This is a genomic window from Rhodococcus sp. 15-725-2-2b, from assembly GCF_002259075.1.
GTDB lineage: Bacteria > Actinomycetota > Actinomycetes > Mycobacteriales > Mycobacteriaceae > Rhodococcoides.
Window position 1 is genome coordinate 337,029 of sequence record NZ_NPFL01000002.1, and the last position, 13,233, is coordinate 350,261.

Below are 13,233 nucleotides of genomic sequence, written 5' to 3' on the forward strand. Positions count from 1 at the left end.
ACCTACCTCTCATGCCGAAGCCGAAAACCCGAGTCGAGGGCACCGTCGTCGAACTGGACGGCGACGAGATGACCCGAGTCATCTGGCACTACACCAGGGATCATCTGATCCTTCCGTATCTCGACGTGAACCTCGAGTACTACGACCTGGGAATACGGTCCCGCGACTCCACCGACGATCAGATCACCGTCGACGCTGCACGAGCTGTCGAGAACCACGGTGTCGGCGTGAAGTGCGCCACCATCACACCCGACGCCGGCAGAGTGGAGGAGTACGCTCTGCGACAGATGTGGCGCTCGCCCAACGGCACCATTCGGAATGTACTCGGAGGGACTATTTTTCGAGCCCCCATCATCATCTCGAATGTTCCCCGACTCGTGCCCGGGTGGACCGAACCCATCGTAATCGGGCGTCACGCCTTCGGCGACCAATACCGCGCCACCGATTTCACCGTGCCCGGGCCGGGTACCGTCACCATCACCTACACCCCCGACGACGGAGGCGAACCGATACAGCACGAGTTGGTGAGGTTCACCGACGAAAGCCTCGGCGGAGTGGTGCAGGGTCAGTACAACTTCACCCAGTCCATCATCGATTTCGCGCGGGCCTCGTTGAACTACGGTTTGCAGCAGAACTATCCGGTCTACCTGTCGACGAAGAACACCATCCTGAAGGCGTACGACGGCCGATTCAAGGACGTCTTCGAGCACATCTATCGGACCGAGTTCCAGACCGAGTTCGAGGCAGCCGGACTGACGTACGAACACCGCCTCATCGACGACATGGTCGCGTCGGCCATGAAGTGGAAAGGCGGGTACGTGTGGGCCTGCAAGAACTACGACGGAGACGTGCAATCGGACTCGGTCGCACAGGGATTCGGTTCACCTGGCTTGATGACGTCCATCCTGCTCACACCGGACGGCAGAACATGCCTGACCGAAGCTGCCCACGGAACCGTGCGACGCCACTTCCGTAGGTACGAGGCCGGTGAACCCACGTCGACCAACCCGATCGCGTCGATCTTCGCCTGGACTCGCGGCCTCGAACACCGCAGCAAGTTGGATGGAACGCCCGACGTGGGCCGGTTCGCCCGCACACTCGAACACGTCGTCGTGAGGACCGTCGAAGACGGTCGAATGACGAAGGACCTCGCAACACTGATCGGTGAAGACCAGCACTACCTGACCACCGAGCAGTTCCTCGACGCGGTCCGCTACGAATTGGACCGAGAAATGCGGCGATGATCTCGGCACACGACGCTCCACTCCAGGCTCGAAGTCACGTACTTCCGTGTGCCCGAGCGTGGAGTGGAGCGAATTGTGCGGCTCTACCGTAGAGCGATGTACTTGGGCTCGAGGTATTCCTCGATGCCCTCCGACCCGCCCTCGCGTCCGAAACCCGATTCCTTCACCCCACCGAACGGGGCGGCCGCGTCGGAGATCGCACCGCGGTTGACCCCGACCATGCCGGTGTCCAGTGCTGCCGACACCCGCAGTGCTCGGTCGAGGCTCTCGGTGTAGAAGTAGGCCACCAACCCGTACCGGGTGTCGTTGGCTGCGGCGACGGCCTCGTCCTCGGTGTCGAATCCGATGATTGCCGCGACGGGCCCGAAGATCTCGTCCTGCAACAGATTCGCGTCGGCCGGGATTCGGTCGAGCACCGTCGGCGCGTAGAAGAATCCGGGTCCCTCGGGTGCGGCTCCGCCGGTGCGCACTCGGGCTCCCTTCGCGACGGCGTCGTCGACCAGTGCGGTGACCGTTCGACGCTGCTTGTCGTTGATGAGCGGCCCGATGTCGGTACCGTCCGCATCACCGGGACCGACGGTCAGCGCGTCGATCCGTGAGGTCAGCTTCGCGGTGAATTCCTCGCGCACCGAGTTCGCGACGTACAGACGATTCGCTGCCGTGCACGCCTCGCCGCCGTTGCGCATCTTGGCCAGCATCGCTCCGTCGACAGCGGCGTCGACGTCTGCGTCGTCGAACACGATGAACGGGGCATTGCCACCGAGCTCCATCGACGTCCTCAACAGACGATCGGCAGCGTTGCGCACCAACAGTTTTCCCACTCCGGTGGAACCGGTGAACGTGATCTTTCGCAGCCTCGGATCGTCCATCAACGGTCCGGTGACGGACGCGGCGTCGGAGGCCGGGAGTATCGACAGCACGCCACGCGGCAACCCGGCGTCGGCGAACACCTGCCCGAGCAGAAGCATCGTCAGCGGGGTGTCCTCGGCCGGTTTGACGATGACGGTGCACCCCGCCGCCAGCGCAGGCCCGATCTTGCGTGTGCCCATGGCCAACGGGAAGTTCCACGGGGTGATCGCCAGGACCGGACCGACCGGCGACTTGGTGACCAGGATCGAACCGTTGCCCGCAGGAGCGGGGGTGAACCGACCGCCGATCCGGACGGCCTCCTCACCGAACCAGCGTAGGAATTCGCTGCCGTACTTCACCTCGCCGTGGCTCTCCGCCAACGACTTTCCCATTTCGAGTGTCATCAGCAGAGCGAAGTCGGCAGCACGCTCCTGCAGCAGATCGAAGGCGCGCCGCAGAACCTCGGCTCGCTCACGAGCGGGCGTCGCCGCCCACCCCGGCTGCGCCTCGGCGGCAAGGTCGAGCGCGGTGATGCCATCGGCTGCGGTGGCGTCGGCGACAGTGGTCAACTCCTCGCCGGTCGCCGGGTTCAGCACCGAGAATCGCGCGCCCGACGCAGAGGGAGTCTGCACGCCACCGAGCCACAGTTCGGTGGGCAGCTTGGAGATCAGGTCGACAGCCGACATGTCAGTTCTCCTGTGCCACGGCGCGCAGCGCGTCTTCGAGCACGGTGAGCGCTTCACCGAGCAACTCGTCGGAGATCACCAGTGGCGGCAGCAACCGGATGACGTTGCCGTAGGTACCGCACGTCAGCACGATCACCCCGGCCGCGAGTGCCGCCGCCGCAACGGCTTTGGTGGCCTCGGGGTTGGGCTCACGTCCACCCGGCACGACGAGCTCGATCGCAAGCATGGCTCCCCGGCCACGCACCTCACCGATGATGCCGACCTCGGCACTCAACGCATTCAGTCGCTCGAACACGATTCGTTCGATGTCGCGGGCTCGGGCGTTGAGGTTCAGTGTCTCCATCTGTTCGATGGACGCCAGGGCCGCGGCGCAGGCGACGGGGTTTCCGCCGTAGGTTCCACCGAGTCCACCGGGATGCACGGCGTCGATCAGATCGGCCCGGCCGGTGACCGCGGCCAGCGGCATTCCTCCTGCTATCCCCTTCGCCATGGTGATCAGGTCCGGCACGACGGACTCGAGTTCGCTCGCGAACCACGCGCCGGTGCGGGTGAATCCGGCCTGTACCTCGTCGGCGATGAACACCACGCCGTTCTCGCGTGCCCAGTCCGCCAGTGCAGGCAGGAATCCTTCTGCGGGCACGATGAAGCCGCCCTCACCCTGAATGGGTTCGATCAGGATCGCGGCCAGATTGCCCGCGCCGATCTGCTTGTCGATGACGGAGATCGCTCGCGCCGCCGCCTGGGCACCGGTGACCGCGGAACCGTCGGAGTTCAGGCCCTCCCTGAACGGGTAGGACATCGGGGCCCGATAGACCTCGGGGGCGAACGGCCCGAACCCGCTCTTGTACGGCATCGACTTGGAGGTCAGCGCCATCGTCAGATTGGTACGACCGTGGTAGGCGTGGTCGAACACGACGACGGCCGACCGCCCGGTGGCGTGCCGTGCGATCTTCACGGCGTTCTCGACTGCCTCGGCACCACTGTTGAACAGCACGCTGCGTTTGTCGTGATCCCCCGGCGTCAACTCGGCGAGCTTCTCGGCGACCTCGATGTACCCCTCGTACGGCGCGATCATGAAACACGTGTGGGTGAAGTGTGCGACCTGATCCTGCACTGCAGCAACGACTGCCGGGTTCGAGGCACCGACTGTCGTCACTGCGATTCCGGCCCCGAGGTCGATCAGCGAGTTCCCGTCGACATCGACCACGACGCCACCGTCGGCATCGGCCACGTACACCGGCAGCGTCGACGCCACGCCTGCACCGACGACGGCCTTGCGGCGCTGCGCCAACGCCGCGGACTTCGGACCGGGGAAGGCGGTGACGATCTTGCGTTCCTGCGGAAGTCGGTACTCGATCGAGGCCATGGTCGCACCTTTCGTGTGGGCTTGTGCAGTCAGTATGCGACTCTCCGAGCGAGACAGCGCGACGCCATTTCGTACACATCAGGGCTGGATCACACTCCATTTCGGCAGGCACAGCGCTACAGTTCCACAGGTGAGCGTGCAGATGTCCTGGCTGCTGAGGCAGCAACACCTCCGCCTGAGTCATCGCGGCGGACCGGAGCGCAGCAGTGTGCCGATCACGTTCGCGCAGGCGACCGAGCTCACCGATCCGAGCCCCTGGCTGTCCGGCGGTGAACTTATTCTCACGACCGGGCTGGGCTTCGACGCCGACGGCCCGGCTCTCGCCACCTACGTCCGGACCCTGGCGGCCGCGGGTGTCGCCTGCCTCGGATTCGGAGTCGGGTTGTCCCACAGCACGATCCCGCGTCACATTCTCGACACGGCCGAGGCCGTCGGCCTTCCCGTCGTCGAGGTCCCGTACGACACCCCGTTCGCGGCCGTGATCAGGGCGGTCATGAAGCGCATAGCCGAGCAGGAATACGAGCAGGTTCTCCGTGCGGCCTCGGTCCAGACGCGTATCACTCGGGCAGCGTTGCACGGCGGCGTCGACGCGATCGTTCGCGAACTGGCCGTCGCCACGTCCACGTCGGTGGCGCTGATCGGCAATCGCACCGAATCGTTTCATCCCGCCGCCGCAGCCGATCTCGTCGAGCGCGCCCGCGAGGTCGCTCGCAGCATTCGCCCGTCGTCGTCACCGGCCACGGTCTCGGTCAGCGAACCGGGGTGCACCGTCACTCTGCACTCCGTCGCGATCTCCGGCGGGGCGTCGAGCTTTCTCGCCATCCGTACCGCAGGCCCGGTGACGGGTGTCGAGCAGATCCTGCTGGGGCACGCGGTGTCGCTGGTGACCCTCGAGCTCGAGAAGCCCACACGTCTGCGCGCCGAACAGTCCCGACTCAACACGCTCGCGCTCGGGTTGTTACTGGACGGCCATCTGCCTGCCCCCGACGGCACCGCGCTACCGAGCTACCTCGTGGACGCGGCCGACGACGACTCTCGCGTCAGGGTTGCGATGGTCCGCGGACCCGCCGAGCGCGTCGTCGAGGCGGTCGATGCCGAGTGCCGGGCCCGGGCGCGGCCCACGTTCGCGCGCACGACCGACGCCGGTGTCGCGGTGTTGTTGCGCGGTAGCGATGACTCCGATGTCGTTGCTCGACTGCTCGATTCACTGCCGAGGTCGGTGTGCGTCGGCCTCAGTTCCAGCCGACACATCTCCGAGACCCCTGTTGCTCTGAAGCAGGCTTCGCTCGCGTGCGCCGCAGCCGGCGCGAGCGATCGGATCGTCGAGTTCACCGGATCGATGCTGTTGGCGTCCGAACCGGTGCAGGAGTCGTTGCGTGCCATGGCTGCAGTCACCATCGCGGTACTGGCCGAGTACGACCGCACCCATTCCGCCGATCTGGTGGGATCGCTTCGGGCGTTCCTCGAGGCGAACGGGCATTGGGAAACCGCTGCGGCGCATCTGTCCGTTCATCGTCATACGCTGCGAAACCGCATCACGCGGTGCGAGGAACTGCTCGCGGTGGATCTGACCTCGGCGCGGGTACGAGCCGAACTGTTGCTCTCACTGCTTGCCTCGACAACGTGAATATCGGCGATCGTGTCAGGATCTCCCGATGACCACGCCTCGTCCCGAACCCCACATCGCCGTCGCAACTGCGAAATCGGTCCGACTCGGTGTTCTGTTGGCGGCAGTCGGTGGATTCCTCGATGCGTACACCTTCATCACCCGTGGCGGGGTGTTCGCCGGGGCGCAGACCGGCAACGTGGTGCTGCTCGGCGTCGATGTCGCCGGTGGCCGGTGGGTCGAGGCGCTGGCTTTTCTGCCGCCGTTGGCTGCCTTCGTCCTGGGCGTCGCGACCGCAGAGTTCATCGCGCTGCCCGCGGTTGCGAAAATCGTGCGACGACCGGTACGGGCGGTGCTGGTGTTCGAGATCCTCGTGGTCCTCGTCGTCGGTTTTCTGCCGGCGACCGTGCCCGCTGCGGTGGTCTCGGTGATTCTCGCTCACGTTGCCGGCGTGCAGGTGACCACCTTTCGCGTACTGGTGGATTCGCCGTACAACACCACCATGACGACCGGGAATCTCCGCAGCATGGCGATGGCCGCATTCCATCGGGTGGTCGAACACGATCTGGAGGCCGGAACCCGCGCCCGACGGTTCGGCGCGGTGATCTCGGGATTCTTCGGCGGGGCGCTGCTCGGGGCGGTTGCGGTCGAGTTGTTCGGGCTACGGGCGATCTGGGTGGTTGCCCTCATGCTGACGATCGCCCTGGCGTTGTTCGTGTTCGACGAGCGCTCTCCCCGGCCGCGATCGCCGAAACACTGAGCGACCTAGTCACCCAATCGAAGTGGTGCGATGGCATCGAAGACGTCGCCCGGTCCCGGATTGCCCACTGCCGACTTTCCTCCCAGATGATGCACGACGCCCCACACCGCATTCAGTGCGGTATGAATGGCACCCTCGGCCCACCCCGCCGTCCACGAGATGTCGTCGCCGGCAAGGAAGATTCCTCGATGTCGCGGGTCGAGTCGGTGTTGCACGAAGTGCGTGAACAGCCTCTCCTGGTAGCGGTAGTGACCGGGCAGGTTGGCTTTGAAGGCACCCATGAAGTCGCGTTCGGTTTCCCAGGACAGCGTGACCGGCGTGGAGATGATGTGACTGCGGAAATCGACGCCGGGATAGATCTCCTCGAGCGAGCGCAGCATGATGTTCATTCGCTCGGTCGGGTCCAGGGCCAGCAGCTTGAGCGAATCGTCGGACCACGTGTAGGACAGGCAGATCAACCCAGGCCTGCCCTCCCCTTGGTCGAGTAGGTAGGTGCCACGGCTCATCCGGTCGGTCAGCGTCATGCTGACCACATCGCGGCCGGTGACCGGATCCTTGTCCTTCCAGAAAGGCCGGTCGACGAGTGCGAACACCTTGGTCGACCCCATGTAGTGGGTGCGTTCGATGGCGGTCCAGTGGTCGATGGGAAACAGATCGTCGTCACACCTGATGTTGCTGAGCAGCATCCAGCTCTGGGCGGTCACGACGGCGGCCGCGTAGGTACGAATGTTGCCGCGGTCGTCGTGGATCGTGGTGCCGCCGTCGGTACGTCTGATCTCGGTGACACGCGACATCGTGGTGCCGCCGTTCAGCGATGCCACCGACGTTCCCGCGGGCCAGTGCGCCATGTTCGCCGGCGAATCGGTCCACAGCCGCATCGGCAGTTGCTGTGAGCCGCCGACGATTCCGCGGTGGTGGTCGTCCGCCGCCGTGATGACGACTCGAAGGATCTCGAGGATCGAGTTGGGGTAGTCGGTGTCCCATCCGCCCGTTCCGAAACCGACCTGGCCGAACAGCTCTCGCATCCGAAACGACGAGAAGTGTTCGGATGCAGCGAGAAATCCGTAGAAGGTCTGATCGTCGAACTTCACGATCAGCTCGTTCCAGATTCGCTTGATCTCGGCAACGTCGCGCCTGCGGATGGCCCGCTGCAGTGGGATCAGTTCGGCGTGTTCCTCCAACGTCCGGTTCCACGCGTCGGCGACCTCGGCGAACACCGGCGGTAGATCCTCGAGCTTCTGGGCGTAGTGGCTCTCGCCCTTGAGGTCGATCACCGTACTGGGGGTCGCTTCTGCCAACGGGTTCGGAAACGGCGTGGTCTCCAGCCCGACTGCGTCGAGGTAGTGGAACAGTGCCGTCGACGACGGCGGAAACCGCATCGCACCCATCTCGGCCACCACACCCGGGTGCCCCTCGAACGGCACCGACCGCATCCGGCCGCCGATTCGATCCGATTCGTACACAACGGGTTCCAGGCCGAGCCTGAGCAACTCGCGCGCGACGACCATACCCGCGAGTCCGCCCCCGATCACCGCGACCTTCGTACCGAGGGCAGCGTCGGGAACGCTCCCGAGGCCGGTCGGGTGCGCCAGATAGTCGTCGTAGGCGAACGGGAAATCAGGACCGAACATCGTGAGCGGTTGGTCGTCCTCGGATTCGATCGCGCTGTCCGGGGTGACGGGTGTGGTCATCGGTCGGTCTCCTGCTCGGACCGCGAGGGTCCTGTCGGGTCGAGAACTGTCCGGTACAGATCGTGGCGACGATCGTCCAGGTGAGTGTTGACGGCGCGAGATCGAAGGAGTTCGGCCGGATCCAGATCCACCGTCAGAAGCTGTTCGTGCGCGCCTGCCCGCGCGAGGTCGGTGCCACCCGGCGCGACGGCGCAGGTCAGTCCGCAGTACGTCAGACTCGCTTCCGTGCCGCAGCGATTGACGTAGGTGACGAACAGTTGACTCTCGTACGCGCGCGTCGGAACGACGTGGGTTGCGATGATCTCGAACGGGGTCATCAGGCCGGTCGGGACGATCAACCACTGCGTTCCGGCGTCGGCGTGAGCGCGAACGGTTTCCGGGAATTCGACGTCGTAGCAGGTGAGGAGACCGCAGCGCAGTCCGCCGAAGTCGAACTGCACCAACAGTTCCGACCCGGGAGTGAAGTGCGCGCGATCGAGTTCACCGAACAGGTGGGTCTTGCGGTAGCGCGCCACCGACAGTCCCGATGCATCGACCACCTGCACCGCATTGAACACCACCTCGCCACCGAGCGTCGATCGACTGCGTTCGGGATATCCGTAGACGATCGCGAGGCCGTGGAATCGAGCGATCGTCGACACCTTCTCGAAGATCGGCCCGTCGAACGGTTCTGCTCGTTCGAGCACCAGATCACCGATGTCGTATCCGCTGACCGACATCTCCGGGGTCACCAGGATCGATGCACCTGCTGCGGCCGCGTTTCTCGCTGCGTCGTCGAGTGCGGCGAGGTTCGCGTGGACATCGCCGGCCAGTTCCGGCCCTTGATAGAGAGACACGGTCACGGTCATGGCTGCAACTCCTGTTTCCTCGTCGGCAACTCCTCGGGTAGCGCGGGTGCCAGTACCCACAGGACCTGAGCACCGTCTGCGCCTTCGGCTCGGAAACTGTGCCTGCGACGCGGCGAGAAGGTGAACGCATCTCCCGGACCGAGCAGCACCTCGTCGCCCGCGAAGGTGCCGTCCGCTTCGGCGTCGAAGGTCACCCGCAACCCGCCGGTGATCACGTGCACGAACGTCACGTCGAGCGGGAGGGTGTACGCCTCGGCTCCGCTGCCGCCACCGGCGTCGATGTGACCCAGCAACACCTGCACCCGGCGCTCCCCCACCGGCGTCAACAGGTACTCGGTCATCGCTTCCCCGCCGAACATGATGCGCGGCAACGACTGCGCCCGGACCACCTCACCGGATGGCGCGTCGTCGAACAGCGAGCCGACCGGAAGCTCCAGGGCGGCGCAGACTCGAACCAGGGACGCCACCGACGCATTGACCTGGTCGCGTTCGAGCTTGGACAGATATCCCTTGGTGACTCCGCAGGCGTCGGCGAGTGCGTCGAGGGTCAGTCGCTTCTTCTGCCGAGCCTCCTTGAGCCGTGCGCCGATACGCGGCGCATCGCCGACGACCGACGTAGCAAGGGACACTGCTCTCGCCTTCCAGGAAACTTGTGTTGACAAGATCGAGCATCAGAGTAACGCTTGCCGGGCGAACTGGTCGACTCGAACGTCACCGGACTGATGAAAATTCGGAAGGAATTCTCGATGAACCCGAGCAATCCCGAACACCCGCCGATCGGTCCGGTCGACGCCACCAAGGTCCCTCGCTTCGCCGAGCCGACCACGTTCGCGCGGCTGCCCCGTCTCGACGAGGTGTCCCGCGCCGACGTCACCATCCTCGGTGTGCCGTTCGATTCCGGCGTCAGTTACCGCCCCGGCGCACGTTTCGGCCCGGGGCACATCAGGGCGGCCTCGAAACTCTTACGTCCGTACAACCCCGCGCTGAAGGTCTCACCCTTCGCCCGCCAACAGGTGGCGGATTTCGGTGACATCGGCGTCAATCCGTTCGACATCACCGAGGCCTTGACCACGGTGCACGACGCGGTGACGGACCTGCGCGCCGACGGCTCCTCGGTTCTCACCCTCGGCGGCGACCACACCATCGCCCTGCCGATTCTGCGTTCGCTCGCACGCGATCACGGGCCGATCGCGGTACTGCACTTCGACGCGCACCTCGACACGTGGGATACGTACTTCGGTGCTCCCTACACCCACGGCACGCCGTTCCGACGAGCCAGCGAGGAAGGTCTGATCGATCTCGAACGCTCACAGCACATCGGCATCCGCGGCCCGCTCTACAGCGAGCAGGATCTCGAGGACGATCGTGTCCTGGGCTTCCAGGTGATTCGGTCCGACGACTACGAGGTCGACGGCGTGGCCAGCATCGTCGAACGGATGCGTCGACGCCTCGACGGCGGTCCGGTGTACGTCTCGGTCGACATCGATGTTCTCGACCCGGCACACGCGCCGGGCACCGGCACGCCCGAGGCCGGTGGCATGACGTCCCGAGAGTTGCTCAACACCCTGCGCGGACTCGTGGGCCTCCACGTGGTCGGGGCCGACATCGTCGAGGTGGCACCCGCATACGATCACGCCGACATCACCGGGATTGCAGCGGCACATGTCGCCTACGAGCTGTTGTCGGTGCTCGCCCTCAACCGGTAGGACGCCCGCCTCACCGTTTCGGCAACACCAGGATCGGCACCGGCGAATGGCGGATGATCTTGGTGGCGCGCGAACCGAGGAACACCCGAGCGATCGGCCCCAGCGGCCCGGACGATCCGATGGTCAGTACTTCGCCGTCCTGCCAGTGAACCTCGTCGAGGGCCTCGCGCCAACTGCCGGCCATGGCCAGTTCGGTCGTGACCTGCTCGGCCGAAAGCCCAACCGCGACTGCGTCGTCCATCGCCGCGGTCAGTGCCTCGGTCAACCCGACGGCGAGTTCTGCGGCAACGTCGTCCTCGACGCGTAGGCCGACCTCGGGCGGATACATCGTCGCTCCCCGGACGACGAACGACGCCAAGCGGAGCGGAATACCCGCGTCTCGGGCGAGTTCGGCGGTCGGACCCACGACGCGCGACGCCTCGCTGTCGCCGGAGAACGCGCACGTGATCCGGGTCAGTGTGGCTCGTTCGCGCATCCGATAGCCGCGGGGAGCGAGCGCCACGGTCACCGGGGACGAGTGCAGAAGCTTGTCTGCCGTCGACCCGACGACCACCTGCCCGAGAGCGCCGTCGCCCGAGGAGCCGAGAACCAGTATCGAGGCCGAGATGCTCTCGGCCGCCTCGGTCAATGCCGTCGAGACCGAGCGGTGTGCGAATCGGTGGAACGATGCAGTGATGTCGGGTGCCCGGTCTTCGAGGTAGTGGCGCGCTTTCGCCTCCGACTCGGCTGCAGTCGTCGCGGCCCAGTCGGCGAACTCCGCATCCACCCGTGCCATCGACGGAGTCGACCACGGTTTGGGCACCACCGTCGCCACATCGATGTCGGTGCCGAGCGACCGAGCGATCTGGGCACCGAGATCGAGGGCACCGACGCTGCCTTTCCCCGGCGCGAATGCGATCAGGACACTCATCGCAGGTCCTGCTCTGCTCCGCGCAGCGTCGAGTGGTGCCGACCCCAGAACCAGTAGAACGCCAACACCACCGCGAGCCAGAGCCCGAACCAGAACCACGTGGTCCAGTGCAGTCCGGACAGGATGTACAGGCAGGCGAGGACCGACAGCACCGGAGTGACCGGGTATCCCGGAACCTTGAACGGCCGTTCGAGATCGGGCATCGAACGGCGCAGCACGATCACCCCGATGGATACGACGATGAAAGCGACGAGGGTGCCGATCGACACCAGGTCCGCCAGCTTGTCGAGCGGAATGAACGCGGCGAGGATCGAAATCACGACGGCGACGACGATCGTGTTGTTGACCGGCGTGTGCGTGCGGGGGCTGACCTTGGCGAAAGCTTTGGGCAACATGCCGTCTCGGCCCATCGCGAACAGGATGCGAGTCTGCCCGTACATCGTCACCAACGTCACCGAGAAGATCGAGATGACCGCACCTGCAGCCAGAATCGTTGCCGGCCAGGCTTGCCCGGTGACGTTGCGCAGGATTTCCGCCAGCCCGGCTTCCTCCTGGCCGGCGAAGTCGGTCCACGGCTGCGTCCCCAGGGCGGCCACGGCCACGACGAGATAGAAGACGATGACGACGATCAGCGCCGCAACGATGGCCCGCGGCATGGTCTTCTGAGGATCCTTCACCTCGTCGCCCGCAGTGGACACCGCGTCGAGTCCGATGAACGAGAAGAAGATCGTGCCCGCGGCCGCCGTCACCCCTGCTGCGCCCAGGGGCATGAAGTCCGAGAAGTTGCCGGAGTCGAAGGCGGTGAATCCGACGATCGCGAACAGAGCCAGCACACCGAGTTTGATGACGACCATGACTGCGTTGACCGCCGCCGACTCGCTCGCGCCACGAATGAGCAGAACGGCGCACAGCACGATCAGCACGACTGCAGGCAGATTCATGATGCCGGGGTCGGCGTCACCCGGCGCAGCCGACAGCGCGTGCGGGATGGTGAAGCCGAAGAGGTTGTTCAACAGCTCGTTGAGGTACCCGCTCCACCCGACGGCGACGGCAGCGCTGGACACTCCGTACTCGAGCAACAGACAGGCGGCGACGCCCATCGCGACAACCTCGCCCATCGTCACATACGCGTACGAGTAGGTCGAGCCGGAAACCGGTACCGCCGAAGCCATTTCGGCGTAACAGATGGCTGCGAGACCGGCCGCCACACCCGCGGCCAGGAACGAGAGCACCACCGCGGGACCGGCTTCAGGGACCGCGAGCGAGAGCACGAAGAAGATGCCGGTACCGATGGTGGCACCGACGCCGAACATCGTCAGTTGGAAGGTGCCGATGGTCCGTTCCAGCCCGCCACTGCTCTGCTGGTCCGGATCCACGATCGGCTTTCTGCGAAGCAGTTGAGATCGCAGACTCGATGCAGGTCTGTTCGACGATGTCATGGCCGGCACTCCCAACGTGGAGACGAACGGTGCGGATCGGCTGATTGTGCTCCCCGATACCGCCTCTCGCACGCCGAACACGCGGTGGAATCGGTCGATTCCACACCGGTCCGTTTCTTCGCCGCAGC

The 13,233-nt window shown here is 65.3% G+C and carries 11 protein-coding genes; 4 read left to right on the forward strand and 7 right to left on the reverse strand.

Annotated features, from left to right (window positions below; genetic code table 11):
* The first annotated feature begins 11 nt into the window (after positions 1-11).
* On the forward strand, positions 12-1,244 hold the full coding sequence (locus tag CH306_RS01475; protein WP_094629369.1) for an NADP-dependent isocitrate dehydrogenase: 1,233 nt from the start codon (positions 12-14) through the stop codon (positions 1,242-1,244).
* Between the two features lie 83 nt (positions 1,245-1,327).
* On the opposite strand, the gene CH306_RS01480 is transcribed toward CH306_RS01475, so the two are convergent.
* Positions 1,328-2,779: an NAD-dependent succinate-semialdehyde dehydrogenase gene (locus CH306_RS01480; RefSeq protein WP_094645431.1), complete on the reverse strand. Its 1,452-nt coding sequence runs from the start codon at positions 2,777-2,779 to the stop codon at positions 1,328-1,330.
* A 1-nt stretch (position 2,780) separates the two neighbouring features.
* Positions 2,781-4,145, reverse strand: a complete 1,365-nt coding sequence (gene gabT, locus CH306_RS01485; protein ID WP_094645432.1) for a 4-aminobutyrate--2-oxoglutarate transaminase — start codon at positions 4,143-4,145, stop codon at positions 2,781-2,783.
* A gap of 130 nt (positions 4,146-4,275) precedes the next feature.
* Here gabT and CH306_RS01490 point away from each other — a divergent pair, with 130 nt between their 5' ends.
* Positions 4,276-5,772 carry a PucR family transcriptional regulator gene (locus tag CH306_RS01490; RefSeq protein WP_094645433.1) on the forward strand — a complete coding sequence of 499 codons (1,497 nt, stop codon included), beginning with the start codon at positions 4,276-4,278 and terminating at the stop codon, positions 5,770-5,772.
* A gap of 28 nt (positions 5,773-5,800) precedes the next feature.
* Positions 5,801-6,511 (forward strand): YoaK family protein, encoded by a 711-nt coding sequence (locus tag CH306_RS01495; protein ID WP_094645434.1) that lies wholly within the window; start codon positions 5,801-5,803, stop codon positions 6,509-6,511.
* Positions 6,512-6,516: 5 nt separating this feature from the next.
* On the opposite strand, the gene CH306_RS01500 is transcribed toward CH306_RS01495, so the two are convergent.
* Genes CH306_RS01500 through CH306_RS01510 form a run of 3 tightly spaced genes read right to left on the reverse strand, consistent with a single transcriptional unit; the run spans position 6,517 to position 9,679 of the window.
* Entirely contained in the window at positions 6,517-8,202 is a 1,686-nt protein-coding gene (locus tag CH306_RS01500; protein ID WP_094645435.1) for a flavin monoamine oxidase family protein, read from the reverse strand.
* Positions 8,199-9,050, reverse strand: a complete 852-nt coding sequence (locus tag CH306_RS01505) for a carbon-nitrogen hydrolase family protein (protein WP_094645436.1) — start codon at positions 9,048-9,050, stop codon at positions 8,199-8,201. Before CH306_RS01505 ends, CH306_RS01500 begins: the two co-directional genes overlap by 4 nt.
* A complete protein-coding gene (locus tag CH306_RS01510) occupies positions 9,047-9,679 on the reverse strand; it encodes a helix-turn-helix domain-containing protein (protein ID WP_045196061.1) in 633 nt (210 codons plus the stop codon). Before CH306_RS01510 ends, CH306_RS01505 begins: the two co-directional genes overlap by 4 nt.
* Positions 9,680-9,796: 117 nt before the next feature.
* Here CH306_RS01510 and speB point away from each other — a divergent pair, with 117 nt between their 5' ends.
* Positions 9,797-10,756: an agmatinase gene (gene speB / locus CH306_RS01515; protein WP_094645478.1), complete on the forward strand. Its 960-nt coding sequence runs from the start codon at positions 9,797-9,799 to the stop codon at positions 10,754-10,756.
* A 10-nt stretch (positions 10,757-10,766) separates the two neighbouring features.
* Here the strand turns inward: speB and CH306_RS01520 are convergent, their stop codons facing one another.
* Together CH306_RS01520 and CH306_RS01525 are read right to left on the reverse strand one after the other, a co-directional pair.
* Complete coding sequence (locus CH306_RS01520) at positions 10,767-11,666, reverse strand: universal stress protein (protein WP_094645437.1); 900 nt, start codon at positions 11,664-11,666, stop codon at positions 10,767-10,769.
* A complete protein-coding gene (locus CH306_RS01525; protein ID WP_032398266.1) occupies positions 11,663-13,105 on the reverse strand; it encodes an amino acid permease in 1,443 nt (480 codons plus the stop codon). The genes CH306_RS01520 and CH306_RS01525 overlap by 4 nt, the downstream gene beginning before the upstream one ends.
* Between the last annotated feature and the right edge of the window lie 128 nt (positions 13,106-13,233).

What these genes read in the sequence shown, in the direction of transcription:
- CH306_RS01505 (WP_094645436.1), bottom strand. Translation starts at nt 9,050, where the DNA reads ATGACCGTGACCGTGTCTCTCTATCAAGGGCCGGAACTGGCCGGCGAT.
- speB (WP_094645478.1), top strand. Translation starts at nt 9,797, where the DNA reads ATGAACCCGAGCAATCCCGAACACCCGCCGATCGGTCCGGTCGACGCC.
- CH306_RS01495 (WP_094645434.1), top strand. Translation starts at nt 5,801, where the DNA reads ATGACCACGCCTCGTCCCGAACCCCACATCGCCGTCGCAACTGCGAAA.
- CH306_RS01480 (WP_094645431.1), bottom strand. Translation starts at nt 2,779, where the DNA reads ATGTCGGCTGTCGACCTGATCTCCAAGCTGCCCACCGAACTGTGGCTC.
- CH306_RS01520 (WP_094645437.1), bottom strand. Translation starts at nt 11,666, where the DNA reads ATGAGTGTCCTGATCGCATTCGCGCCGGGGAAAGGCAGCGTCGGTGCC.
- CH306_RS01525 (WP_032398266.1), bottom strand. Translation starts at nt 13,105, where the DNA reads ATGACATCGTCGAACAGACCTGCATCGAGTCTGCGATCTCAACTGCTT.
- gabT (WP_094645432.1), bottom strand. Translation starts at nt 4,145, where the DNA reads ATGGCCTCGATCGAGTACCGACTTCCGCAGGAACGCAAGATCGTCACC.
- CH306_RS01475 (WP_094629369.1), top strand. Translation starts at nt 12, where the DNA reads ATGCCGAAGCCGAAAACCCGAGTCGAGGGCACCGTCGTCGAACTGGAC.
- CH306_RS01500 (WP_094645435.1), bottom strand. Translation starts at nt 8,202, where the DNA reads ATGACCACACCCGTCACCCCGGACAGCGCGATCGAATCCGAGGACGAC.